This is a genomic window from Geminicoccus flavidas (assembly GCF_009806515.1).
GTDB classification, from domain to species: domain Bacteria; phylum Pseudomonadota; class Alphaproteobacteria; order Geminicoccales; family Geminicoccaceae; genus Geminicoccus; species Geminicoccus flavidus.
The window spans coordinates 1-2,971 of the sequence record NZ_WUJP01000078.1 but is presented as its reverse complement, the minus strand read 5'-3'; the positions used below and the strand labels follow the sequence as shown (position 1 = coordinate 2,971).

General features: G+C 71.8%; 3 protein-coding genes. All 3 read left to right on the top strand.

Going from position 1 to position 2,971, the window contains the following annotated elements; genetic code table 11:
* The first annotated feature begins 161 nt into the window (after positions 1–161).
* Positions 162–1,358 carry a D-alanyl-D-alanine carboxypeptidase family protein gene (locus EQG76_RS02045; RefSeq protein WP_200840487.1) on the top strand — a complete coding sequence of 399 codons (1,197 nt, stop codon included), beginning with the start codon at positions 162–164 and terminating at the stop codon, positions 1,356–1,358.
* A 4-nt stretch (positions 1,359–1,362) separates the two neighbouring features.
* Positions 1,363–1,989: a dTMP kinase gene (tmk, locus tag EQG76_RS02040; protein WP_235031161.1), complete on the top strand. Its 627-nt coding sequence runs from the start codon at positions 1,363–1,365 to the stop codon at positions 1,987–1,989.
* A partial coding sequence (locus EQG76_RS02035; protein WP_159710149.1) for a DNA polymerase III subunit delta' occupies positions 1,986–2,971 on the top strand: 986 nt, incomplete at its 3' end. The genes tmk and EQG76_RS02035, both read left to right, overlap by 4 nt.

Sequence of the window (2,971 nt, the reverse complement as noted above, 5' to 3'; positions counted from 1 at the left end):
TGGGGCCCGAGACCGATCCCGCGAGCGCCCGGCGGCTGCTGGCCCGTGTGCAGGCGGCCGGTCATCCCCAGGCCTTTCTCACCGAGAATACCGGCCCGTCCCGGCCGGCCACGATCTGCGGGACCTGAGCTGGCTTACCGATCCTGCGGAGGGCAGGCTTCATGACTCATCCCGTGCTGGCACGTCGTCTCCTGCGGCTGTTCGCCCTGCGGTGCCTGGTCCTACTGGGCCTGGCCCTGCTGGCCTTCCCCATGCCCGGCCTGGTGTCACCGGCCGCCGCCCAGCCGCTCGCGTTCGAGACCAAGGCGCGCGCGGCAATCCTGCTCGACCACCGCACCGGCAGCGTCCTGTTCGCCAAGGAGCCCGACCTGCGCCTGCCGCCGGCGTCGATGAGCAAGCTCATGACCGCCTACATGGTGTTCGACGCGATCCGGGCCGGGCGGCTCAGCGAGAACGACGAGCTGCCGGTCAGCGAGACGGCCTGGCGCACCGGCGGCTCCAAGATGTTCGTCAAGGTCGGCGACCGGGTGAAGGTCGGCGACCTGATCCGCGGCGTGATCATCCAGTCCGGCAACGATGCCTGCGTCGTGATCGCGGAGGGGCTGGCGGGCAGCGAGGCCGGGTTCGCCCGGCAGATGACCGAGAAGGCGCGGGCGATCGGCCTGACCGGCTCGAACTTCGCCAACTCGAACGGCCTGCCCGATCCGGACCACTGGATGACGGTCCGCGACCTCGCCACCCTGGCGCGGCGGCTGATCGTGGACTTTCCGGACTACTACTCGATCTACGGGGAAGAGGAGTTCACCTACCAGAACATCCGCCAGTTCTCGCGCAACCCGCTGCTGCGCAGCGGCGTGCCCGGGGTGGACGGCCTCAAGACCGGCCATACCGAGGAGGCGGGCTACGGACTGGTAGCCTCGGCACAGCGCGACGGGCGGCGGATCATCCTGGTCATGGCGGGGCTGGGCTCCGAAAAGGAGCGCGCCCAGGAAAGTGCCAGGATGCTGGAATTCGGGTTTCGCGAGTTTGAGGAGCAGGTCCTGTTCCGCGCGGGCCAGAACGTCGAGCACGCCCAGGTCTGGCTGGGCGAGCAGCCGACCGTGCCGCTGGTGCCCGCCGATGACGTCGCCATGACCGTCCCACGCGGTGCCGCACAGGGGCTCACCATGAGGGCTGTCTGGGACGACCCGGTGCCGGCACCGGTCGCCAAGGGCCAGCCGCTCGCCAACCTCACCGTCTCCGCTCCTGGCCAGGAGCCGGTCGTTGTCCCGCTGGTCGCCGGCGCCGACGTGCCCGAGGCCTCCTGGTTCCGTCGGATCTGGAGCCTCGGCCTGTTCTATGTGCGGAGCTTCGTCTGATCCGGTGAGCTGCTTCATCACCTTCGAGGGCGGCGAGGGCGCCGGCAAGTCGAGCCAGCTGCCCCTGCTGGCACGCCGGCTGGAAGCCCAGGGCCGGCGCGTCGTCACCACCCGGGAGCCTGGCGGCACCGAGGGGGCCGAGCGGATCCGTGACCTGGCCGTGGCCGGTGCTGCCGACCGCTGGTCGGCACGGACTGAGCTCCTGCTGATGACTGCAGCGCGCACCGACCATGTCGAGCGGGTGATCATGCCGGCCCTGGAGAGCGGCGCCTGGGTGCTCTGCGACCGGTTCCTGGACAGCACGCGGGTCTATCAGGGCCTGGCCGGCGGGCTCGGCATCGAGCTGGTCGACCGGCTGCACGATCTGCTGCTGCCCGAGCCGCGTCCCGACCTCACCCTCCTGCTCGACCTGCCCGTGCCGATTGCGGCAGCGCGCCGCGAGGCGGCCGGCGGTAGCGGGCGCTTCGAGGCCAAGGGCACGGCCTTTCATGAGAGGGTCCGGGCGGGCTTCCAGGCGATCGCCCGGGCTGAGCCCGGCCGGGTTGCCGTGATCGATGCCAGCCTGCCGCCGGACGAGGTGGCGGAGCGGGTCTGGCAGGAGACCGTCACGCGCCTGGACGGCCGGACATGAGCCTGCCCGAACCGCGCCTTGCGGTCGAGCTGCTGGGCCAGGAGGAGCCGGCCCGGCAGCTGGCCCGGGTACTGGCATCCGGGCGCGTCGCCCATGGCTGGCTGCTGAGCGGTCCGCGCGGCATCGGCAAGGCGACCCTGGCCTGGCGGTTCGCCCGGGTCCTGCTGGGCGCTGCCCATGACGACCTCTTACGCACCGAGCCGACCGACCGGGTGTTCCGGATGCTGGCCGGCGGCAGCCATCCGGACCTGCATGTCTTGGAGGTCGAGGCGGCGCGAGGCCGGCGGGCGGTGATCAAGGTCGACCAGGCCCGTGACCTGAAGGAGGAGTTCGGCGCCACTGCCGGGCTGGGCGGGCGCCGGGTGCTGATCGTCGATGCCGCCGACGACCTGAACCCCCAGAGCGCCAACGCGATCCTGAAGCTGCTGGAAGAGCCGCCAGCCGGCACGGTCATCCTCCTGATCAACCATGTCCCGGGTCGGATCCTGCCGACCATCGCGTCCCGCTGCGTGCGCCTGCGACTGAAGCGGCTGGACGACCAGGTCGTGGAGCGCCTGCTGGGCCTGGCGCTACCGGACCGGCCGCCGGAAGCGAGGCGGGCACTCCTGCCGTTCGCCCGGGGCTCGATCGGCCGGGCCCTGTGGCTGGACGAGGTGGGCTTCCTGGAGCGCTACCACGACGTCCTGGCCGCCTGTGCCGCGACGGCCCGGGGCGGTTCGCTGAGCGGGCTTGCCGAGCGGATCGCCCAGGCCCTGCAGGCGACCGGCGCTCAGGCTCCCTTCGAGGTGCCGCAGGCCATCCTCTACCGTGCCCTGCAGACTGCGGCGGGCGGCATTCCGGCGGGCAGCGACGAGGGGGAGCGCGCCGCACTTTCCGCCGTGGCGGCGCGGCGACCGCTTGATGACTGGGGTACGCCGTGGGACAACCTCGCCCGGCTGGCAGCCCGGTTCGAGCCGCTCAGCCTTTCCTCCGATGCCGCGTC